The organism is Bdellovibrio bacteriovorus HD100, assembly GCF_000196175.1.
Taxonomy (GTDB): Bacteria; Bdellovibrionota; Bdellovibrionia; order Bdellovibrionales; family Bdellovibrionaceae; genus Bdellovibrio; species Bdellovibrio bacteriovorus.
This window is the reverse complement of sequence record NC_005363.1, coordinates 889,935-909,613: the sequence shown is the minus strand read 5'-3', so window position 1 is coordinate 909,613 and position 19,679 is coordinate 889,935. Positions and strand designations below refer to the sequence as shown.

Genomic DNA, 19,679 nt, shown 5'->3' with positions numbered 1-19,679 from the left:
CCATATCAACTTAGACCTTCGCAAGATCACCAGATATACTGCGGAAATGAAAAATGCCTCTGAATTCTCCAGCCCTTTGCGCTTTCTGCTGACTGATATCGACGACACTTTGACTGATGAAGGACATCTGGGTCCGGAGGCTTATCAAGCCTTGTGGAATCTGCACAATGCCGGAATTCATGTGATTCCAGTCACGGGCCGCCCTGCCGGGTGGTGTGAAATGATCGCCCGCGTCTGGCCGGTCAGTGGGATTGTCGGTGAAAACGGCGGTTTCTATTTCCGCTATCACGGAAAAAAAATGCTTCGTCATTTCTTCTTTGATGAGAAGATCCAAAAAGAAAACCGCCTAAAACTTCAGCAACTTGAAAAAGAGATTCTGGAAAAGGTTCCCGGCTGCGACCTGGCCAGCGACCAGTTCTGCCGCCTGATGGACCTGGCCATTGATTTTTGCGAGGACGTTCCGCCACTGCCAAAATCCGAAGTGCAAAAAATCGTGGATCTGTTCCATGCCGTGGGTGCGCAAGCCAAAGTCAGCTCCATCCACGTCAACGGCTGGTTCGGCAGTTATGACAAACTGACCATGTCTTTAAGATTCCTGGAAAAAGAATTCGGCGTCAGCGCCGAAGAGGCCAAAAAAGTCTGCGGCTTCAGCGGCGATTCGCCGAATGATGAACCGATGTTTGCTTACTTCCCGCACAGCTTTGCGGTGGCCAACATCCAGAACTTTATCGATCAGATAAAAAACAAACCCACCTATGTCTCCAAGGACCGAGGTGGGTTGGGTTTCACTGAAATTGCAAAAGCGATTTTAGAAAGTAAGACGTAACCCCAAAGCTCCACCACCGTCAGCCAGTGGCATGAACCCTGGCTCAAAGGTGATCGTGTCTTCGCTGGCTGGCAGACGGGATTTCAATTCACGATAGCGGCGGTTTTGTTCTGGCGGAGTTGCCCATGCATCGATCGCCTCCCAGATACGGAAGCCGACAAAACCAAACGCCCCCGCAAAGACCAGCCCCCCACTATTGTTGCAATTATTATTGGAACTCCAGGCATCATCCACGCAATCACCAAAGCCCGCCATCAGAACCATCAGGGACGCGAGCTCACCCACCGTAAAGATCCAGCCTTTTTCCATATAGCGCCCTTGAACCGCATGACCGATCCCAAGACCCAACGGATACGTCGCCAAGATACCACCCACCACATAACGAGTCTGAGAGATCTCACCACGTTCCAAAATAGCACGATCACTTTCACTTAAAGAAGCATACGATATACCATCCACACGCATGGCCGCCCCGGCAGAACTTTGCGCCGCAGTTTCTTTTGGTGCGCTCACAGAGGACGAGATTTTCTCTAGAGTCATGCCTGCTTTCACTTTACCGGAAACGATTTTCACCAAGGCTTTTTTACCCCCGGCGGACAGGCGCAAGACTTCTCCTTCGCCCGCAGTGCTCAGTTGTGAATTCAGGAAATGCACACGATCGCCCACATTCAGACCTTCATGGCCTTCAAGATTGATGGTGGCCTCGGTCCCTTGGATACGGGACACCGTTTGTGCGAATGAAATGGATGAAAACAGAAAAATCAGAACCGAAATGAACTTCATAAGCCCCTCTTACTTTGTGAAAAAGCATAGGACTCAGAACGATATACAGCAAGAAATCTTAACGAAGCTCGACCTTGCCTTCTTTGGAAAATGGAATGCTAAAGAAACCCGTCTTCGCGCTGCCATCAATTCGATAAGCCACTTCGCGCGCCGTCAGGATGTCTCCGAGATTACCCAGGATCGCAGTATATTTAACCGGCAGTGGAACTTCAATGTCGGTGGCGGCATTGGCTGGAACCAGAATCGGCTTTTCGGTTTTGGCTTCAGTCAGCTCTTTACCCGAGATAAAGACCTTGTAAGCGATTTCTTTGACTTTGATATCGCTCTTATTTGGATTCTGCACATTAACCACAAAGATGAACGTCGCCCCGGTGAAGTCAGCATCACGCACATACACCTGATTCAACTGAACTTTCGGTTCTTCAGCATAACCAAACATGCTGGAGCAGCCCGCACTTATCACCATCTGAAACAACAACGTCGTAATAAGTGCGAACTTCTTCATCTTATGCTCCTGCAAAACTCAAAGATTTGATCAATACATCCGGACAAATAAAGGAATTGCCTGGTTTGTTATAGTCGCGCCCCACCGCCTCGATATCACGAAGCAGTTCCAGCACGTTTCCGGACATCACAAACTGTTCAATCGGCCCTTTGTTCTGGCCTTTTTCATACAAGAAGCCAGAAGCCGGCATCGAGAAGTCCCCCGTGGACTGTTTAAAGCCCGCGTGCAGACCGCCCTCAAACCCAGCAAGGTGAATGACCTTGTCATAGGCAGCCAGCAGTTCCTGCAAAGACTTATCCCCGGTTGCGACAACCATATTAGTTGGTGCAATCGCCTGTTGAGAGGCGGGCCCACGGCTGGCATGCGCCGTGTGCGGCAGATTCATCTTGTTGGCGTATTCCAGATTGGACAGATAGTTTTTCAAAACACCTTTATCAAACAGCACGGTTTTCTGAGAAGGCGCACCTTCATCATCAAACGGACGAACCGCTGTGCCACGGGTTTCAAACGGATCATCAATCAGCTCAAACTTGTCGCTGGCGATCTTCTGACCCAGCTTGCCTTTGAACAGGGACTTTCCTTCGTGAACTTCTTTTGCAGAGAAATAGTCATGGATCATCTGCAAAACCGTCGGGAACTGCTCACGGTCGATCACCACAGCATAGTTCCCAGTCGGAAGCTGAGTCGCACCCAAACGAGCCAGGGCCTTACGCACACCTTCACCCGTCACTTCTGCGGTGTTGATGTCATCAAACTTGCGGGCAAAGAAACCTTCGCCATCCATTTTGGAATTCTCACCGTCTTTTGCCAGCGGGTACGTGTAACCACTGTAGTAATTCTGTTTGAATTCCTGATCCAGACCTTCCGAATTCAAAATGCGCTTAAACACCACAGATTCATTGAATCCGGAGTAAGGCACATTCGTCACGCGGGAATCTTTCGCCAGACACAGCTCTTCCAGAAGTCTTGCCACTTCCAGCTTTTTTTCCATGGCGATTTCTTCCGGCTTGAACAGCTCCGGCATCGCTTTCACGGCCTGAGGCTTCACCAGCTCGACAGGCTTTGTTTCACCCGTCTGCACGGTCTTGGCATTATTCAAAGCCTCACCGTAAGTGCGCAGCAGGGATTCTTCAGAAAGATTTTCGGTGTAAGCATATCCCTGGTTCGCACCAAGAATCACACGCAAGCCGGCCATCTGGGTCTGTGTGGACTCGAAGGATTCCAGTTTGCGTTTGGAATAACCGATGCTCAGGGCTTCGCCACCGGTCACCAGCATTTCGACTTTGGCACCGTCTTTACGGGCCTGGTCTGCGATCTTTTGGAAGTTTGATTTAATAGTGTCCATTATTTTGCTCTCCCACCAACCATCAGGCTGGAAACCAGAACTTGAGGCTGACCCACAGCCGCCGGAATTGTTCCACTGACAGATCCGCACATACCACGCGCCAGTTTCAGATCATCAGAAACTTTGGTGATCTTACCCAGTGTATCGATCCCACGACCGATCAGGCAGGCACCCTTCACCGCTTCTTCGATGCGGCCATTACGGATAATGTAACCTTCAGCCACCTGGAAGTTGTAATCGCCTGTGCCCGGATTCACGGAACCACCACCCATGCGTTTTGCATAAAGGCCGTAGTCCACATCACGAACCATGTCTTCGAACTTGTCTTTACCAGCCGCGATGAATGTGTTTCTCATGCGGGAAGCCGGAGCATATTTGTAAGACTGACGGCGACCGCTGCCGGTGATTTCATAACCGGTCTGACGGGAACCCATTTCATCCACGATGTAGGATTTCAGGACACCGTTTTCGATCAATGTTGTTTTCTTGGTTTTGTTGCCTTCGTCATCCATGTTCAAAGAGCCCCATCCGTTTTCGATGGTGCCATCATCAATCGCCGTCACACATTCGTGCGCGATTTTCTGATTCATCTTGCCGCAGAACACGGAAGAATCCTTGGCAACACCGGTCGTTTCCAGACCGTGACCACAGGCTTCGTGGAACAAGACACCGCCGAAGGCATTGTCGATCAATACCGGCATGTCACCCGCTGGCGCATAGGCGGCCGTGGTCAACAACATCGCGCGGTCCACTGCACCTTCTGCCAAAGCTTTCAAATCAATCTGATCATAAACTTCCGAAGTCCCCATGTGACCTTCGTCATCGGCAGAGCTTTCTTTCACGCCGTTGCTTTCAACGAAAGTCTGCATGCGGATACGGGAATATGCCCGTTCATCATACGCCATCAAACCGCGAGAGTTGGCGATTTGCACACGCTGGAACTTTTCATTCAAACCCGCTTCCACCTGAGTCACCGCCGAGTTGCGGGCACGGGCATGCTGATCAATGCCGTTTAACCATTTGAACTTGCGGTCGCGATTCATCTCCCACGGTTTTTCACCAAAGGTGTGAACAGAATCAAAAGGCACCTGCATCAGTGGCATGGACTTGGAGGCGGCCCCTGTGCCACGGCTTTGAGCCGCGTTCAACGCAGCCTTCACCAGGCCTGCTTCCGAAAGATCATTCGTCGTCACATAGACAATCTCATGGCCGAAGAACAAACGAATTCCTGCGCCGTACAACTGGCCGACGATGGCCTGGTCGGCTTTGGAATTTAGAACTGTCAGTTGGGAAGAATACGTATCTTCAACAAAGATATCGGCAAAATCAGCACCCGTGCTCAGAGCCGCATCCAGAGCCTTGGACAGAATGTGAGGTTGAATAATCATAGGGCCTCCTTAAGATCTTCAAAGGATAGCTCAAGTCCTCCCCCCTCCCAAGGGGAAATCCCCGGAGGTCGCGTCAGAGCCCCGAAGAAATGATCCGGTATCACCTTTTGATCCCTTCGATATTATGGGGCCAAATGGAACGATGCTTGAAATACCTCTGACGCAGGAGTGATTATGAGCATTAAAACAACGCTAGCCGTCTTGAGCTTGTCGAGCCTTTTGACAATGGCGCTGCCTTTTGCGGCACAGGCGTCTGTTGCGGCCCGTTGTGAAGGCATATTCACTTTTGCCAAGGCCGAGAAAAACGATCCCCGCGCCTTTGAAAACCTGACTAAATACGAGCAGCTTTTCACCAAAGGTCGTGGTCTTGAAACTTACAAGATTGTTCTGGGCAAGGACTTTGCCCAATCCCTTTCCCGCGTTCTGCAAAAGCAGGATGGCCACTGGTTTGATTCGGGAGCTGGCCACGCCTTCGCTGTCCGCCAGGCCCTGCAGCTGCCCGAAGGCCAGAACCTGCGCTCTACGGTCGTGGCTTATGAGACTTCGGCCAAATCCGCCGAACGCCTGAATGTGATTTCCGGCCGTTTCCTTGAAACCATTGCCGACAAAGAGATCGCCAAAAGCGATCTGATCACCGATGTCTTTGGACCCTTGGCCTATTCGGGCCAGCCTCACCAGGTGATGCAAAAATACCTGAACAATCTGAAACCCGACGGCGAGATCTATATCTTCCTGGGGGCGCGCCACGAGCTTTACGGCCAAGCCAATAAAGTCATCACGGCCAAAGGCGAAGTTTTGAATCTGGGACAATGGCTTGAGACCCTGCCAGGCATTCACACCGAACTGGTAAAAACCAAAAAAGAGGACGACGGCACCCACTATGAGATGTGGACTGTTAAAATCACCAAAAAAGATTCTGAAGTAAATGTTCCCGCAGTTGAAATGGTGCACTTCAAAGAAGGGGCGCCGCCGGTGATGACCTTTAAAGAAGTCGCCAACAATGGCCTGACCTCACACGCTTCTTTGCAGGAAAAAGCCCGGGCCACCTTCCGGGAGCACGCCAAAACCATCAGCGCCTCCCAGTTCCTGGACGCTTTCCGCGGAGGCGAACTTCGCCATCCGCTGATCGCCAGCATCAAAGGGCTGAAGCGCAGCGACCGCTGGGTGAACTCCAGTGAGGTCGGTGCCCAGGTTTTTGCCGGCATGAAAAACAAGGACTATGACTACAGCGACACCAAAGTCTTTGTCGGCCTGGCCCAGAAGTTCATCCGCTGGAGATCTTCACGCATCAACACCGACAAGATCAACTACACCGCGATGTCAGACTCCAATCTGCTGAAGGACATCCAGGACGTGAAACTGATCACCGACTATCACGGGGACTTCATGTCCGCCTTTGCTCCGGATGTTGTTTTAAACCGCTACGTGCAGTCCCTCTCGAATAAGGGGGAAATCTATATTTACACGGGTCAGGAATACGGCGGCTTTGGATCTGACAGCATGGTCATGACCAAAAACGGAACGCAAATGCCTTTGCGTCAGTGGATGCGTCAGATTCCGGGCCTCAACACCAGTCTTTTCCGCGGCGGCTATCATTGGAGCGGTGGTGAATGGACCTTCCTGAAGGTCACCATCAAGGATCGCAATAAAATTAAAATACCAAAACTAAAACTGATGGGAACTACGGAGGGCAAAGACGGCCTTCCGCTTCCCTTCTTTGAGGAAATATAAGCCATGAACGTTTCTGTATTATTATTGAGCCTGTTACTGGTCACTTCGGCCTCGGCAAAAGCCGCCACCTCCCCGTCCTTCTCGGCGGCGGAAGAAGCCGTCTTGACCGATATTAAAACCAAAACCATCGAGCTGGTGGAAAGACAAAAGCTGGAGGCCGAAAAACTGCGCCGCTGTTTTGCCTTTATCACCCTGTGCGATCCGGATGTGAAAGAAAAGCTGCCGCTGATCCGCAACGCCATCAAACAAAAGTCCGAGGAATACCGACTGCTGGTGGGCCTGGCCAATGCACAAAGCCTGATGAATTCAGGCTCTGCCGCCCGCATCGGCATGACACTGCCTTTTGTGCAGTATGAAACCCGCTTTGACAAAGACCAGACCGAAATGAAACTGATCCGCCGTCTGTATCAGGACGACTACCGGGCGATGGCCGATAAAGCCGCCGAGATGTTCAAGGACAAACCCAAAAGTCCGTATGTGAACATGGAAGGCTATATCATCCAAAATGAGCTTTCCACCGCAAAACAGTTTTACAACATGCAGGCTCTGCTGATCATTCACCAGGTGCCGTTCGTGATTTACATGAAAACGGACAAAGCCCCCGATCAAGAGATCGCCGTGGCCTTGGGTAAATACATCGAGCGTGTGAACAAGGCCCTGGGCGAGCTTTACGACACCCAGAAAAACCCTCTGGAAAGCTTCCTGGTGTATGAGCCGATCGTAAAAAGTATTGTGGAAGAGAGTCCGCAGAACAAAGCCATCATCGAAAACCTGCTGCGCCAGCAAAAACACGCTGTGGGCCTGAAAGCCTGGATTGAAAGAAACTCGCCAAGCATCAAACTGGCGGCTCTATCCACTTGTTCTTTGGTAGCCGCAGTCCTGCAGGCGTGGCCGGTATCCTTGGCCTGCGGAGGCACCGCCGCCGCCATCACTGGCAAACAGCTGTATGATGACTATCACCGCATGCGTGACAACTTTGCCCTGTGGTTGACCGGAGCACAAAGCCACACGGCTTTGAAGACGTCCGAGGCCCGCGTGATGTATTCGACTTTGGCTTTGTTCTTTGCTGGACAGAGCGTGGGCAACACATTGCTTGCGATTGAAACAAGTCTGGTGGCCACGCTGTCGAACCTTCCCACGGTGGCGGCGGCCCGTTTCACCAGCCTGACAGCACTTCGTGAAGGCAGCATCCGCTTTGCCTCCCGCACGATTGAAATGAAAGGCAAGGACCTGGGTGCCAGCATTTTTGCGGCTTCCTATGCGAACGTCACTGACCATGACTTAAAGACGACCCGCGAAGACCGCATCTTCACATACAAGGATCTGCTGCTGCTGCAAAAGGCGGCTCAGACCACAAAGCCTTAAAAACCCGGACCTCAAAGCCCCCTAAAAAACAAAACCCACAACCGGTTAAAGTTGTGGGTTTTTTATTTTCAAACTGGAAAGCGAATTACTTGCGGATTTTCGCTTTGTACATGCGCTTCTTGGTCAAGATGCGTTTTTTTCTGTGACGGATACCTTTTCTGGATTTACCTTTTGCTGCCATTTTAGTTCTCCTTATTATTTCTTATTTGTCGGAACATTCATCAAAGCTGCAAACGGGTTGTTGAACGGGTTTGCAGGTTTCATTGGAGCCTGAGCTGGTTTGCCCGCCGGCGGACGCTGACCCTGACCCATTGGGCGGGAAGCACCACGGTTTTCCGGACGTCTTTCACCACGAGGTGCAGAAGCCTCCGGAGCATCGTCCATCTTCATCGTCAAAGAGATCTGGTTTTTAACCACATCCACTTTCAGAACCTTCACTGTCACATGGTCACCTGGGTTTACCACTTTACGAGGGTCATCCACGAACTTGTGAGACAATGCAGAGATATGCACCAGACCATCCTGGTGAACACCAATGTCCACGAACGCACCGAAGTTGGTCACATTCGTCACGATACCCGGGCAGATCATACCTTCAGTCAGATCCTTCACTTCCATGATGTCATCACGGAACTGGAATACTTTGAACGGATCACGCGGATCGCGGCCTGGTTTTTCCAGTTCTTTTACGATGTCATCAAAGGTGAACTCACCCACCAGTTGAGCCCATTTGGATCTTTGGGAAACCAGTTTTTTTGCGCCTTCGCCGATAACGTCAGTCAAAGACACACCCAGGTCCTTCGCCATGTCCGTCACCGCCTGGTAACGCTCAGGGTGAATACCTGTGGAATCCAGAACCTGTTTGCTTTGTGGGATTCTCAAGAAACCTGCTGCCTGTTCGAAAACTTTTGCAGAGAACTTAGGAACTTTCAAAAGCTCAGTACGGTCGTTGAACAGGGATTTCTTACGAGCTTCAACGATCCCTTTCGCCAAGGCCGGGCCGATACCCGCCACATGGGAAAGAAGCGCTGCTGAAGCCGTATTCACGTCCACACCCACGTTATTCACGCAGGACTCGACCACTGCTTCCAGGGATTTCTTCAACTGGGACTGATTCACATCGTGCTGGTACTGACCAACGCCGATGGATTTAGGATCAACTTTAACCAGCTCTGCCAACGGATCCTGCAAACGGCGCGCGATAGAGATCGCCCCTTTTACAGTCACATCCAGATCCGGGAATTCTTCACGAGCTACTTCAGAAGCCGAGTACACGGAAGCTCCGGACTCAGAAACCATCACAACCGGGATGTTTTTACCCAGATCTTTCAGGACTTTCTTCAGGAAGGCCTCAGTCTCACGACCGGCAGTTCCGTTACCGACAGCAATCGCCTCGATCTGGATCTGCTTCATCACGTCGCCGAACAGAACTTTTGCTTTTCTGTCAGCATCGTCACCCAAAGTGTAAAGAACCGTGTGAGAAATGAATGCGCCGGATTTGTCGATCAGAGCCACTTTACAGCCTGTTCTCAAACCAGGATCCACGCCCAATACACATTTTGGTCCGTACGGGGACGCCAGCAAAAGCTTACGCACGTTTTCAGCAAAGACCGTGATCGCATCCTGATCCGCTTTTTCTTTCAACTGACGGTGAACTTCGTTCACAACAGATGGAAGAACGTAAACGTTCAATGCCAGACGAGCACACTGTTTCAGGTAGTCGCCGATCGCATTGTCCGGAGTGGATGTTGCGAAGTTTTCATAGGATTTCAAAATAGCTTCGTCGTCGCCTTTTACGTCAACGGTCAGCTCTTCTTCCTGCCAGCCACGTCTCATCGCCAGATAGCGGTGATTGTTTTTCGCATCCATCAGATTCTTAACCGGCTCTTCAAATTCCTTGTACATTTCGTACTTGGAGTTTGCTTTGTAGCCTTTGGCTGCTTTGGCCACCACACGACCGCTGTCGTTGTAGTTTTTCGCCACCATCGCACGAAGTTCCGCATCATTGGCGATTTTCTCGACGATGATGTCCTGAGCGCCTTTAAGCGCTTCTTCGTAGGTTGCGATTTTTGCAGTTGGATTGAGGAAGTTTTTCGCCTTCATCTCCATGGTCTGATCGTCTTTGATCGTGCCATGGCCCATATCCCAGATCCAGTTTGCCAAAGGCTCCAGACCCGCTTCGCGTGCGATGGTCGCCTTGGTTTTCTTTTTCTTTTTGAATGGTTTGTAGATTTCTTCCAACTCGCCCAGATCCCAGGAAAGCTCGATACGCTTCTGGATTTCTGCCGTCAGGTTGTTTTGTTCGCCGATTTCTTTAATCAGGAACGCCTTACGTTTGACGATTTCGTTGTAAGTTTCGTGACCTTCGATAACCGCGCGGATTTGGACCTCGTCCAAATTGCCGGTTTTCTCTTTACGGTAACGTGCGATGAACGGAACGGTTGCCCCTTCAGCCGCAAGTTCGATCACAGCCTGTGCTGACTTTGCGGAAACGGTGGGAGCAATACGAGCCAAATAACTCTGAAGAGCCTGATCCATAGAACCTCTAGATTTAATTGGAAATGTTAGAAGGAATTAAATCGGTATTATTTATGACGGAATTGGATCAAGCCATGAGATGGGTCGTAAGGAGAAACCCCTACGCTCACACGGTCACCAACAACCACGCGGATATTAAAGCGTCTCATTTTTCCGCAAAGCTTTGCGTTAATGATAACTTTATTATCAAGTTCAATTTTGTATAGACCACCCGCCAGGGCGTCGATCACTTTTCCGTCAATTTGTACCAAATCGTCTTTTGCCATGCAGATAAATTTCTAGGTCAGTTTCCGGGGCCTTGCAATAGTTTTCTGCCCATCGCCCCCCGAAACATGAGTTTTGGACTTACTTAAGACAGCTTTCTATTGCTGATCAGCATGCGTTTTCCGTCCTCAAAAAGGACTTCCAAACGATCGTATTCATTGGAAAGAATGAAACCCCAGCCGAAAATTTTGTGCTGCAGTGGAGTTTTCGCCTCAAACTGGCCAGAGATGCTGTAGTTCGGGGCTTTCATGGCTTTGTACTTCTCGTGAAGTTCGTGCCATTTCACCTGATCATCAGACATTCCGGTTTTATCGATTTTGACTTTTTTCTCTTTTTTTGGAGCTTCAGCTTCAACCGCCGGAGCTTCTTCAACCAGCTTCAATTTTCGCTCAGGCTTTTCCGCCTTCGGAGCTTTTTCAGCTTTTGCTGCTTTCGGAGCAGGTGCTGCTTTTTCAGCTTTGACTGGTTTTGCCGGAGCGGGAGCTTCTTTTTTAACAGGAGCTTTGGCTGCCTTTACTTCCTTCGCCGGTTTTGCAACTGGTTTGGGAGCCGCTTTCGCCGCAGGCTTCGCAGAAGGTTTCGCAGCCGGCTTGGCAGGTTTTGCCGCCTTCGCAGGGGCTGCCTTAGCCGGGGCTTTCTTCGCCACAGGCTTCGCCGTTTTCTTTGCCGCAGGTGCTTCCTTTTTCGCTGCCTTTTTTGCCATCGCGTTTCCTCTCCAAAATTAAAGGTGAGAAAGAATCAAAAAGTGTCTATATAAGCAGCTTTATACTATCACCCAGTGTCTTGACATCAAAAAAATAATAGTAAAGTGTTAGCGCGAGGCATCACTATGATCACAGCAGAAGTCATTAAAGAGTTAAATTCATCCGATCTGAACTTCGTCTCCGGCCCACTTTCCGCCGTGGCTTCGAAGGTCCTTCCCCCTGAACAGTGCGATTCAGAAAGCCTGGTCTTTGTGTCCAAGCCGGATCAACTGGCCCTGGCGATCAGCGCCCAGGCCCCGATCATCGTGGCTCACAAATCCCTGACCGTTCCGACGGACAGCAAGGCTGCATTCTTCACCGCGGGTTCTGTCCAGCTGGGCATGGCCGCGATCCTTCCGTTGTTTGATGGGAAGATGAACCGCTTCAATCAGGCGACAAAAATCCACCCGACAGCGGTCGTTCACGAAACCGCCCACTTGGGTAAAAACGTCGGCCTGGGTCCTTATGTGGTTATCGGCGAACATGCCAAGATTGGCGACGGGGCAACCATCGGTGCTCACACCGTGGTGGAATCCCACGCTGAAATCGGCGACCACACCCTTTTACATCCCCATGTCTTTGTCGGGTCCCACTGCGTTCTGGGATCTCATTGCGAAATCCATCCGCACACCACCATTGGTTCTGACGGGTTTGCTTTTGCCATGCAAAAAGACGGCTCTCAGAAAAAAATCCCGCAAATCGGCCGCGTGATTATTGGCAACAACGTGGAGCTGGGGGCAAACTGCGCCATCGACCGCGCTGCTTTGACCGAAACCCGCATCGGCAATGGCACCAAAATGGATAACTTCTGTCATATCGCCCACAATGTGATCATTGGGGAAAACAATGTGATGGCGGCGAAATTCAGCATCGCCGGATCCAGCAAAATCGGAAACAACTGCATGTTCGGCGGCGAAGTGGCGATTTCGGACCACATCACTGTCGGCGACCGCATTGTGATCGCTGGTCGTGGCGCTGTCACATACAACCTGACCGAACCAGGCCAGTACGGCGGCTATCCGCTGGAACCACTGCGTGACGCCCTGAAAACCCTGACCAATAAAACCCACCTCACGCGCCTGCGCAAAGACGTATCCCGCGTGATTAAACACCTGGGCCTGAAAGACGAATAACAAGGAGATCCCTCAATGACATATCAGTTTTATAAAATCATGCACTTCCTGGGTTTGATGACCCTGTTCTTCGGATTGGGCGGTCTGCTGGTGGCAAGTTATGCCAAAGTGACTTTAACCAAACAGGCTCGCATCATGACCTTTGTGACTCACGGGCTGGGTTTGATGCTGCTGTTGATCGGTGGTTTTGGAATGATGGCGAAACTCGGCATCATGGCCGCAATGCCGGGCTGGTTGTACGGCAAGCTGATCATCTGGATGCTTTTGGGTCTGGCTGTTTCTTTGGTGAAAAGAAAAGGCTATATCGGCTGGCCGATTGCCATCCTGCTTTTGGTTCTGGGAACCACGGCATCGATCTTTGCGATCAACAAGCCGTTCTAATCGGACCACATAACCAAAAACAAAAAAACCGAGGTTCAAAGCCTCGGTTTTTTTATTTGTCTTAGCGTGTGCACCGAACGCGGGCGGAAGCGAAGTACTCCCAACCGGAATCGTTCTCTTCATACTCCAGAGTGCCCTGCCCATCGTCAGCCACTTCCAGCTTCACGAAGTATTCAGCCCGGCTGCCGTAAGCTGTTGTCAGCTTGGTCATGCCACCGATAGTGCGGTACAAACGCGTGTTTTCACCAATCCAGGTGTTTTCAAAGTCTGCACTGGAAAATGTCACTTCGGCATAGTCGTTCACATCAACGGTCACAGTGATAGATACCGGAACCTGCTCCTCGGTCAGCCCCTGGCAGGAAAACTTCTTGGCGGCCAAGGAAGGAACAGAGAACAACAAGGGTGCTGCCAATGCCAACATCAACTTTTTCATCTTCATCTCCATCAAAAACATTCTAAAAATCAAATCAACTACTGAACCGGCTCAGCCAAGTCACACTGAACGGCAAAACCTTTCAATGTCGACTTCACCCAGCTGACCTTCTGGCCCGAAATCTCAACAGAGGATTCCGTTTCACCAATCATCAGGTTCTGCAAAAAGATCAGCGATTCCGGGATCACCCCATTGATGTCATCCTCAATGAAAAGCTGATACTGAATCTTCATCGCCTCATCCCCGAACTGGATCTGCGAAAACTTCGCATATCCCAGGTCCGTGCGAATGTTCATCATATATTCGGAATGTTCCTTCAGCACCACGCCGTCATTAATAAGACGGCAGTCGATCTTTTGAAAGACATCCTTTGAAGTCAAACCCGCCATCGCCGAAACCGGCAAAAGCATCATTGTCATAGCCAAAAGCAGCTTCATATATCCCCCGTTTTTCACTAGAACATAGAATATTTCAGGAAGCGGCACTCAATGTTTCCATTGAACACAAAGTGCTTGCGTGTGGATTTCAACTTCAAATCCGCAATCAGCTCTTTGTTGCCGGAAAGGATCCACGCATCCCAGCCTTTGAATCTGTGCTTCATGGTGAAGCTCAGATCACGGTACACGTCACGCAAGTTGTCTTCATCACCGATACGCGCGCCATACGGCGGATTCACGATGATCAGACCTTTTTCAACTGGAGGCTCCACTGTCGCCACAGATTCTTTTTTGAATTCGATAACTTCATCAACACCGGCACGTTTGGCGTTGTCTTTCGCGTTCATCAAAACGCGTTTGTCGATATCAAAGCCATAGAACTTGAAATCAAGTTCCTCTTTTTCTGCATCCATGGCTTCCTGGATCACTTTTTCCCAGGTTTCTTCTTCATAGTTCAACCAGTTCTGGAAACCAAAACCTTTGCGGTTGATACCCGGAGCGATGTTCATGGACATCATCGCCGCCTCAATCAGGAAAGTTCCAGAACCGCACATGAAATCCACCAGCGGGCTTTGGCGGTCCCACTCGGACAAACGCAGCAGACCCGCTGCCAGGTTTTCTTTCAATGGAGCTTCGCCGACTTCTTTGCGATAACCACGCTTGAACAAGCTGTCACCGGACGTGTCGATGGCCACATTGAATTGATTTTTGATCGCGCGCACGTGAATACGCAGGTCCGGGTTGGTGTTATCCACATCCGGGCGCACACCAAACTTTTCGCGGAATTGATCCACGATAGCGTCTTTGACTTTCATCGCTACAAAACGCTGATCACGCATTTTGGATTCATTGACGCTGGCGTCGATGGAGATCGTCTGAGTCGGCTTGATGTATTTGGTGAAATCGTGACGAAGAATCTGACTGTACAGCTCTTCCGGCTGATAAGCCGTGAAATCCAGGACAGGCTTCAAAATACGGCTGGCCAAACGGGAATGCAGGTTCGCTTTATAGCAGCCTTCCCAGTTGCTTTCGAAGAACACACCACCGATGTAGCGGTCTGTGACCTTCAGGCCAAGCTCTTTTAATTCTAGTTCCAGGGGTTCAACAAGTCCACGGGCTGTGGAGGCAAAAAACTGAGGCATGAGACTGACCTTTCCTTTGTTAAGAAAGCCCAGTCCCAACGCCAGGCTTCCTATGTTTCGCGGTATTGTGGTCCACCGCCCCCTTCAGGAACGGTCCACTCGATATTTTCGAATGGGCACTTAATATCACAAGTTTTGCAGTGAATACAGTTCGTATAATTGATTTGTAAGTCCTTCTTGCCTGCCTCTTTTGTAGACGGCACCATCTCATAAACCGCCGCCGGGCAGAAATGATTACATGGTGATTTGTACTGAGGCTCACATACGGTACGGCAGATATCCCCATCCTTCAAAATAAGGTGGTTTGGGGAATCCTCGTCGTGCATGGTCCCGGTCAGGTAAACGCTGGAAAGCTTATCAAAGAACAGCTCCCCGTCGGCTTTAGGGAGCTTGTTGTCCTCGTGATCCAGGCCATAAGGACCCCAGATATCCAGGACTTTTTCAGTGGTTTCAGCGTCGATATGGTCAATCGGCATTGGATCCTGCAGACCACGGCCGCCGGTCAGCTCCTGAAGGGCCAACAGAGGCATGCTTTCCACCATCCCTTTGCTGAGCGCCTGGTGGAAGTTACGAACACGATAAAGCTCGGTTTTTACATAACCCGCTTCAATACGGTCGGAATACCCCTTGGTCACTTCCTCAGAGAAATCACCACCTTTGATCAAACCGTCAACAACGGCTTCCGCCGCCTGCATGCCGGATTTCATCGCCAAGTGGATACCCTTTAGCTTCTGCACGTCCACCATGCTGGCAGAGTCACCGCAGACCATAAAGCCGTTACCGTACAGCTTCGGCATGGAATACCAGCCACCCGCAGGCAGGGTCTTACCGCCGTAAGCGATGACTTTACCGCCTTTAAGCATGCTTTGCAGGAACGGATGAGTTTTCAGTTTTTGCAGTTCACGGTGTGGATCCAGCAATGGATCCTGGGTGTCTAAGTAAGCCACCAGACCCACGATGATCTTGTCCCCTGGGATGGTGTAAATGAAAGTCCCACCGATGGATTTGGACAGCGGGAAGCCCATGGTATGGATAACCTGGCCAGCTTCCACCGTGCCCGGAGGCATCTGGATGATTTCCTTCACGCCTTCTTCGAAGACTTCTTTGTTTTTGCCGGCGCGCAGGTCCAATTTCTTTTCAACCTGACGGAACAGGGAACCACGAGTCCCTTCGGCAAAGATCACGACTTTGGATTTCAGAATCAGACCCGGCTCGAAGTTCGCCTTTGGATTGCCGTGTTTGTCGCGGCCTTTGTCACCGGTGCGAACGCCGACGATTTTATCGCCTTCATACAACGCTTCCACCGCAGCAAAGCCCGGGAAGATGTTGATGCCTTTTTCTTCACACTTGGTGCCCAACCAGCGGTTGAACTTGCTCAAAGAGACAATGTAATTGCCTTCATTGTGGAACGGCGGAGGAGTGATTGGCAGTTTGAAAGAGAAGTCAGAACCCAGATAGTAAACCGCATCCTTTTTGACTTCAGAGTCAATCGGGCAGCCTTCTTCTTTGAAATTAGGAATAAGCTCAGTCAATGCTTTCGGGTTCAAAACCGCACCCGAGAAACTGTGCGCGCCCACTTCAGAAGCTTTTTCCAGAACAACGATCATCTGTTCCGGAATTTGCTCGCCCTGTTTTTTACCGGCAGCAACGTCTTCGTTGTGTTTTTGAATTTGATTTTGCAGATGCAAAGCGCAGGACAAGCCCGCGGAACCACCACCGACGATCAGGACATCCACGTCCATCGTTTCGCGTGTTACACCTTCTGGCAGTTGATCGTATACAGACATATTCTCTCCATTCAATTCAATACAAAAACTCAAAACCCGGGGCTGGAGCCCCTACTCTTCCATCGGCTCGTCTTTGACTTCCGCCTGCGGAGCCAGCTTGCGCGCCGGAGTGGCCAATTGGGACTGAACCTTCAGATCCTCTTCATCCCGTCCGCCAGGATAAAGACGCTTCTTGGCCTTCATCGCAATCTCTGCTTCACGGGCCTCATCGTACTGAGGCTCCGTCTGAATTCCCGTGGCGTCTTGCGCGTGCGCAAATGAAACACCTACTGAGGATAGCAGAAACAAACATAAGAAAACTCGGATCATAACCCGCTCCTGTCTTCCGCGCTTGGCGCGCATATTAAAAGCTAACTGAGAAAGTTGTCATTAGAAATAGTGCAGGAATTCTGGTTTTCAGTCCAGAACTCTGGCGCGGCCCAGCCCATGTTTTTCGAGGGGGTAAACACCTAACCTACGGGAAGGCGGCGGTGGAACTTCATCGGTATTTGGCGTCGAACAGAATCGATCCGTTCGCGTGTGAATTTAGAGATCGTAACCCCAGGCTGGCGCTTTTCAACTTGGCCTACAACGGCCCCCCAAGGGTCTATGATCAGGCTGTGGCCATAGGTTTCCCGGGTGCCACCACGAAGACCCGTGTGGGTGCCCCCTTGAGCGGCGGCAATCACATAAGACTGATTCTCAATCGCACGGGCCCGCAGCAGAATTTCCCAGTGCGCCTCGCCGGTCTTCACCAGGAACGCCGCCGGAAGTAAAATCACATCCACTTCACGACGGGCGTACTGCGAAAACAGTTCGGCAAAACGCACATCATAGCAGATCGCCTCGCCCACCTTCCAGCCGTCGATATCGATCACATTCGGGGTTTGCCCGTGGCGAAACACATCGGATTCACGCAAAGGGGCCTGACCATCCAGCTGAATGTCGAACAGATGCATTTTCTGATACGTGGGCTGTACCTCCCCTTCCGGAGTGATCAGCGCCGAGGAATTGTAAAGATGCCCCTCCAGATAAAGAGGGATCGAACCCAGATGCAGATAAGTATTGTAGTGTTTGGCCAGCTCGGAAAGACGCGCAAAGGCCGGGTGACTGAGAGTAAGCCCCTCGATCTTTTCGCCCTCTTTCAAGCGCAAATACAGACAGTTTTCAGGGAAGGAAACAAAGCGCGGTTGCGCGCCGTTGAAGGCCTCTTTTAAGAGTTCCTCCATCTGAGCCAAGTTGGTAGTTACATCATCGACCGAAGTCATTTGCACTGCTGCGACAACCAACTCTGAACTCATCAGGAACCTCTTAATCTTCGCTGTTAATCAGAACATTGGAAGTGCGTGCTTCTTTCACTTCGCGGCAGCTCCATTTGGCTTCTTCCAGATTTTTTCTGACATTGGTTACGAAGTCATGACAGGACTGATGATTCTGACCAGAGCCAATGGTTTCATCCACACCTTGCTTCGTGTAGATCGCGCGGCAGATTTGATCAGTACCGATTTCAACACGCAATGTACGAACCGTCTTGTTATGCTTGCACAGAACAAGAGACTCCCCTAGCTCAGCCGCGTGACTGAAGGACGAAAAAAAAAGCACCGTGATCGTCGCCGACAACAGTGCTTTTATGTTTTTTGCTTTAGAGATTTGGTCCTGTTTCAAGCTGCTCTCCTCTTTTAACAAGTGGGGCGAAATTAATGTTTCTAAACCCAACTTAGATTTTACGCAGCTATGTAAGAGACTAAAACGAAGAGATCGCCTTAAGGACCAAATTTAGACTTTGTCTTAGGCAAACTTTGCCCGGTTGACCTTTACTCCGGCGAAGCCGGAGTGTGGACGGAACCGGACTTTAAGACTAAGCGGACTTAGACTTAGTAGCCTTTTTAGAAGTCTTCTTCTCTTTAGAAGCAGCTTCAACCAACTTCACGTTGGAGTAGTCGATGAAGCCTTCTTTTTTCAAAAGACCGTCTTTTTTGTCGTAGTGTGTTTGTACTTTCACACCTTGAACTTGGATTTTCATAGCGTTAGCGTCTACAGCGATAACAGTGCCCTTCTTACCTTTGTCAGAGCCTGTGATAACTTGTACTGTCGCGCCTTTTTTGATTTTCAATTTCATTGTGGCCAACCTTAATTAGTTCTTAGAAGAAATTTTCTTTTTGATTCTCATCTTAACGGTCAAAGCTCTTTTAGAAAGCTTGGAGTCGTCTTGATTAAGGATGTAGTTATCAAAACCACCTACGTGCTCCATATCACGGATAGCACTAGCTGCGATTTGAAGTCTTACCATTTGGTTCAAAACGCGGCTAAAGATGCGTTTTTTCTGAACATTTGGTAGAGCAGTCGATTTTGTTTTAATGTTGGAGTGGGATACCAAGTTTTTAACAACTGGGCCTTTTCCGGTTACTTCACATTTGCTCATTCTAAGCTCCTCTGGCTCTCTTACATAGGGCACCCCTTCGGATGCCTTAAAACTAGCTACAAGTCTGGGTTGGCGCCTATTGGCGCGAAAAACAAGAAACAACCATATAAAGTAAAAAGACACTTGATGGCAACTGTTTTTTCTCGTATACACAAGAACTCGCTAACCAACAGGAAATCGAAAGAGGACAGTAATGAAAAAGACAACTCGTAGCAAATACCGTCAGGAATTCTCTGGTGACCACGTATTCGATTACAAAGATCCAGCATCTTTGACTCGTTTCATCGGTGACGGTGGTAAAATCACTCCATCCAGAATCTCTAAACTCTCCGTTGCTCAACAAAAAAGAGTAGCTGCAGCAGTTAAGAAATCCCGTAACTTGGCTCTATTGCCATCTGGTTCTGACTCTTACGATACATTCCACAGAGCAGAAGCAATTTCTCCAGTTCCTTTCGAGATCTAATCCGAAACGAACAA

At 50.1% G+C, this 19,679-nt stretch carries 22 protein-coding genes; 6 read left to right on the top strand and 16 right to left on the bottom strand.

Translation table 11 applies throughout. The features are described 5' to 3' along the window. Positions 1-46: 46 nt before the first annotated feature. A complete protein-coding gene (locus BD_RS04445) occupies positions 47-826 on the top strand; it encodes an HAD family hydrolase (RefSeq protein ID WP_041583477.1) in 780 nt (259 codons plus the stop codon). Here the strand turns inward: BD_RS04445 and BD_RS04440 are convergent. Genes BD_RS04440 through BD_RS04425 form a run of 4 tightly spaced genes read right to left on the bottom strand, consistent with a single transcriptional unit; the run spans position 809 to position 4,847 of the window. Continuing rightward, positions 809-1,609 (bottom strand): hypothetical protein, encoded by an 801-nt coding sequence (locus BD_RS04440; RefSeq protein ID WP_011163502.1) that lies wholly within the window; start codon positions 1,607-1,609, stop codon positions 809-811. The genes BD_RS04445 and BD_RS04440 overlap by 18 nt on opposite strands. Before the next feature lie 58 nt (positions 1,610-1,667). Next, entirely contained in the window at positions 1,668-2,114 is a 447-nt protein-coding gene (locus BD_RS04435) for an LEA type 2 family protein (RefSeq protein ID WP_011163501.1), read from the bottom strand. A gap of 1 nt (position 2,115) precedes the next feature. After that, entirely contained in the window at positions 2,116-3,459 is a 1,344-nt protein-coding gene (locus tag BD_RS04430) for a TldD/PmbA family protein (protein WP_011163500.1), read from the bottom strand. Continuing rightward, the gene (locus tag BD_RS04425; protein ID WP_011163499.1) at positions 3,459-4,847 is read right to left on the bottom strand and encodes a TldD/PmbA family protein; all 1,389 of its coding nucleotides are present in this window, start codon (positions 4,845-4,847) and stop codon (positions 3,459-3,461) included. The genes BD_RS04430 and BD_RS04425 overlap by 1 nt, the downstream gene beginning before the upstream one ends. A gap of 174 nt (positions 4,848-5,021) precedes the next feature. Here BD_RS04425 and BD_RS04420 point away from each other — a divergent pair, with 174 nt between their 5' ends. Then, positions 5,022-6,578: a hypothetical protein gene (locus tag BD_RS04420; RefSeq protein WP_231839280.1), complete on the top strand. Its 1,557-nt coding sequence runs from the start codon at positions 5,022-5,024 to the stop codon at positions 6,576-6,578. Positions 6,579-6,581: 3 nt separating this feature from the next. After that, complete coding sequence (locus BD_RS04415; RefSeq protein WP_011163497.1) at positions 6,582-7,943, top strand: hypothetical protein; 1,362 nt, start codon at positions 6,582-6,584, stop codon at positions 7,941-7,943. A gap of 195 nt (positions 7,944-8,138) precedes the next feature. Here BD_RS04415 and BD_RS04410 read toward each other — a convergent pair whose 3' ends face one another. From BD_RS04410 to BD_RS04400, 3 genes are all read right to left on the bottom strand, one after another. Then, entirely contained in the window at positions 8,139-10,481 is a 2,343-nt protein-coding gene (locus tag BD_RS04410) for a helix-hairpin-helix domain-containing protein (protein ID WP_011163495.1), read from the bottom strand. 47 nt (positions 10,482-10,528) lie between these two features. Then, the gene (gene infA, locus BD_RS04405) at positions 10,529-10,747 is read right to left on the bottom strand and encodes a translation initiation factor IF-1 (RefSeq protein ID WP_011163494.1); all 219 of its coding nucleotides are present in this window, start codon (positions 10,745-10,747) and stop codon (positions 10,529-10,531) included. Between the two features lie 83 nt (positions 10,748-10,830). Further along, the gene (locus BD_RS04400) at positions 10,831-11,448 is read right to left on the bottom strand and encodes a hypothetical protein (RefSeq protein WP_011163493.1); all 618 of its coding nucleotides are present in this window, start codon (positions 11,446-11,448) and stop codon (positions 10,831-10,833) included. 126 nt (positions 11,449-11,574) lie between these two features. Here BD_RS04400 and lpxD point away from each other — a divergent pair, with 126 nt between their 5' ends. Together lpxD and BD_RS04390 are read left to right on the top strand one after the other, a co-directional pair. Further along, the gene (gene lpxD / locus BD_RS04395) at positions 11,575-12,621 is read left to right on the top strand and encodes a UDP-3-O-(3-hydroxymyristoyl)glucosamine N-acyltransferase (protein WP_041583476.1); all 1,047 of its coding nucleotides are present in this window, start codon (positions 11,575-11,577) and stop codon (positions 12,619-12,621) included. Positions 12,622-12,636: 15 nt separating this feature from the next. Beyond that, complete coding sequence (locus BD_RS04390) at positions 12,637-13,002, top strand: hypothetical protein (protein ID WP_011163491.1); 366 nt, start codon at positions 12,637-12,639, stop codon at positions 13,000-13,002. A gap of 61 nt (positions 13,003-13,063) precedes the next feature. On the opposite strand, the gene BD_RS04385 is transcribed toward BD_RS04390, so the two are convergent. The 9 genes from BD_RS04385 to rpmB all read right to left on the bottom strand — a co-directional run bounded on the left by BD_RS04385 (position 13,064) and on the right by rpmB (position 19,202). Further along, complete coding sequence (locus tag BD_RS04385; protein WP_011163490.1) at positions 13,064-13,435, bottom strand: hypothetical protein; 372 nt, start codon at positions 13,433-13,435, stop codon at positions 13,064-13,066. 38 nt (positions 13,436-13,473) lie between these two features. Then, positions 13,474-13,872, bottom strand: a complete 399-nt coding sequence (locus tag BD_RS04380; protein ID WP_011163489.1) for a hypothetical protein — start codon at positions 13,870-13,872, stop codon at positions 13,474-13,476. Positions 13,873-13,889: 17 nt separating this feature from the next. Further along, on the bottom strand, positions 13,890-15,014 hold the full coding sequence (locus tag BD_RS04375) for a THUMP domain-containing class I SAM-dependent RNA methyltransferase (RefSeq protein ID WP_011163488.1): 1,125 nt from the start codon (positions 15,012-15,014) through the stop codon (positions 13,890-13,892). A 50-nt stretch (positions 15,015-15,064) separates the two neighbouring features. Continuing rightward, positions 15,065-16,801, bottom strand: a complete 1,737-nt coding sequence (locus BD_RS04370) for an electron transfer flavoprotein-ubiquinone oxidoreductase (RefSeq protein WP_011163487.1) — start codon at positions 16,799-16,801, stop codon at positions 15,065-15,067. Between the two features lie 51 nt (positions 16,802-16,852). Then, positions 16,853-17,110: a hypothetical protein gene (locus BD_RS04365; RefSeq protein ID WP_011163486.1), complete on the bottom strand. Its 258-nt coding sequence runs from the start codon at positions 17,108-17,110 to the stop codon at positions 16,853-16,855. Positions 17,111-17,250: 140 nt separating this feature from the next. Then, the gene (locus BD_RS04360) at positions 17,251-18,081 is read right to left on the bottom strand and encodes a carbon-nitrogen hydrolase family protein (RefSeq protein WP_011163485.1); all 831 of its coding nucleotides are present in this window, start codon (positions 18,079-18,081) and stop codon (positions 17,251-17,253) included. A 10-nt stretch (positions 18,082-18,091) separates the two neighbouring features. Next, a complete protein-coding gene (locus tag BD_RS04355; protein WP_011163484.1) occupies positions 18,092-18,445 on the bottom strand; it encodes a hypothetical protein in 354 nt (117 codons plus the stop codon). A 193-nt stretch (positions 18,446-18,638) separates the two neighbouring features. Then, positions 18,639-18,899: a 50S ribosomal protein L24 gene (locus tag BD_RS04350; RefSeq protein ID WP_011163483.1), complete on the bottom strand. Its 261-nt coding sequence runs from the start codon at positions 18,897-18,899 to the stop codon at positions 18,639-18,641. A 15-nt stretch (positions 18,900-18,914) separates the two neighbouring features. Further along, on the bottom strand, positions 18,915-19,202 hold the full coding sequence (gene rpmB / locus BD_RS04345) for a 50S ribosomal protein L28 (protein WP_038450925.1): 288 nt from the start codon (positions 19,200-19,202) through the stop codon (positions 18,915-18,917). Positions 19,203-19,395: 193 nt separating this feature from the next. Between rpmB and rpsR the strand changes: the two genes are divergently transcribed. Beyond that, positions 19,396-19,665 carry a 30S ribosomal protein S18 gene (gene rpsR / locus BD_RS04340; RefSeq protein WP_011163482.1) on the top strand — a complete coding sequence of 90 codons (270 nt, stop codon included), beginning with the start codon at positions 19,396-19,398 and terminating at the stop codon, positions 19,663-19,665. Positions 19,666-19,679 lie beyond the last annotated feature (14 nt).

What these genes read in the sequence shown, in the direction of transcription:
- BD_RS04445 (WP_041583477.1), top strand. Translation starts at nt 47, where the DNA reads ATGAAAAATGCCTCTGAATTCTCCAGCCCTTTGCGCTTTCTGCTGACT.
- BD_RS04440 (WP_011163502.1), bottom strand. Translation starts at nt 1,609, where the DNA reads ATGAAGTTCATTTCGGTTCTGATTTTTCTGTTTTCATCCATTTCATTC.
- BD_RS04435 (WP_011163501.1), bottom strand. Translation starts at nt 2,114, where the DNA reads ATGAAGAAGTTCGCACTTATTACGACGTTGTTGTTTCAGATGGTGATA.
- BD_RS04430 (WP_011163500.1), bottom strand. Translation starts at nt 3,459, where the DNA reads ATGGACACTATTAAATCAAACTTCCAAAAGATCGCAGACCAGGCCCGT.
- BD_RS04425 (WP_011163499.1), bottom strand. Translation starts at nt 4,847, where the DNA reads ATGATTATTCAACCTCACATTCTGTCCAAGGCTCTGGATGCGGCTCTG.
- BD_RS04420 (WP_231839280.1), top strand. Translation starts at nt 5,022, where the DNA reads ATGAGCATTAAAACAACGCTAGCCGTCTTGAGCTTGTCGAGCCTTTTG.
- BD_RS04415 (WP_011163497.1), top strand. Translation starts at nt 6,582, where the DNA reads ATGAACGTTTCTGTATTATTATTGAGCCTGTTACTGGTCACTTCGGCC.
- BD_RS04410 (WP_011163495.1), bottom strand. Translation starts at nt 10,481, where the DNA reads ATGGATCAGGCTCTTCAGAGTTATTTGGCTCGTATTGCTCCCACCGTT.
- infA (WP_011163494.1), bottom strand. Translation starts at nt 10,747, where the DNA reads ATGGCAAAAGACGATTTGGTACAAATTGACGGAAAAGTGATCGACGCC.
- BD_RS04400 (WP_011163493.1), bottom strand. Translation starts at nt 11,448, where the DNA reads ATGGCAAAAAAGGCAGCGAAAAAGGAAGCACCTGCGGCAAAGAAAACG.
- lpxD (WP_041583476.1), top strand. Translation starts at nt 11,575, where the DNA reads ATGATCACAGCAGAAGTCATTAAAGAGTTAAATTCATCCGATCTGAAC.
- BD_RS04390 (WP_011163491.1), top strand. Translation starts at nt 12,637, where the DNA reads ATGACATATCAGTTTTATAAAATCATGCACTTCCTGGGTTTGATGACC.
- BD_RS04385 (WP_011163490.1), bottom strand. Translation starts at nt 13,435, where the DNA reads ATGAAAAAGTTGATGTTGGCATTGGCAGCACCCTTGTTGTTCTCTGTT.
- BD_RS04380 (WP_011163489.1), bottom strand. Translation starts at nt 13,872, where the DNA reads ATGAAGCTGCTTTTGGCTATGACAATGATGCTTTTGCCGGTTTCGGCG.
- BD_RS04375 (WP_011163488.1), bottom strand. Translation starts at nt 15,014, where the DNA reads ATGCCTCAGTTTTTTGCCTCCACAGCCCGTGGACTTGTTGAACCCCTG.
- BD_RS04370 (WP_011163487.1), bottom strand. Translation starts at nt 16,801, where the DNA reads ATGTCTGTATACGATCAACTGCCAGAAGGTGTAACACGCGAAACGATG.
- BD_RS04365 (WP_011163486.1), bottom strand. Translation starts at nt 17,110, where the DNA reads ATGATCCGAGTTTTCTTATGTTTGTTTCTGCTATCCTCAGTAGGTGTT.
- BD_RS04360 (WP_011163485.1), bottom strand. Translation starts at nt 18,081, where the DNA reads ATGAGTTCAGAGTTGGTTGTCGCAGCAGTGCAAATGACTTCGGTCGAT.
- BD_RS04350 (WP_011163483.1), bottom strand. Translation starts at nt 18,899, where the DNA reads ATGAAATTGAAAATCAAAAAAGGCGCGACAGTACAAGTTATCACAGGC.
- rpmB (WP_038450925.1), bottom strand. Translation starts at nt 19,202, where the DNA reads ATGAGCAAATGTGAAGTAACCGGAAAAGGCCCAGTTGTTAAAAACTTG.
- rpsR (WP_011163482.1), top strand. Translation starts at nt 19,396, where the DNA reads ATGAAAAAGACAACTCGTAGCAAATACCGTCAGGAATTCTCTGGTGAC.